The sequence below is a fragment of the Vibrio sp. 10N.261.55.A10 genome, from assembly GCF_041470825.1.
Taxonomy (GTDB): Bacteria; Pseudomonadota; Gammaproteobacteria; order Enterobacterales; family Vibrionaceae; genus Vibrio; species Vibrio crassostreae_C.
Genome location: NZ_JBFRNC010000130.1, coordinates 1 through 326, shown reverse-complemented (window position 1 = coordinate 326; position 326 = coordinate 1). Strand labels below are relative to the sequence as shown.

The 326-nt window shown below is 52.5% G+C and carries 1 protein-coding gene; it reads right to left on the bottom strand.

Annotated elements, in window-relative coordinates:
- A partial coding sequence (locus tag AB4274_RS22065; RefSeq protein WP_372113250.1) for a VCBS domain-containing protein occupies window positions 1-326 on the bottom strand: 326 nt, incomplete at both ends.

Genomic DNA, 326 nt, shown 5'->3' with positions numbered 1-326 from the left:
TGGTCAATTGCAGTGCCACGCGTTGTGGGTCTAGCACCTATACCTGATAGATGCCCAGCATCGGCATGGTAATGCCAGGTGCCATCGGTGAGTAAGATTAGATCGCCATAGGTGCCGTGATAGTCGTAACCATTGCTGCCTTGGCGTTCAAATCCTGACTCGCCTACATCGGGGTCTGTGATGGTCAGCTTGCCATCAGCATAGAGTGTTGTATTGCCAAGTGTGGCGATGCCTGAGTGAGCATAGTCGGGTGACATGTCGACACCCGCGCTGTTTTCGGTTATTGAACCAGTATCAACGCCAGCGATTTGGGCTTTATCGCCAAC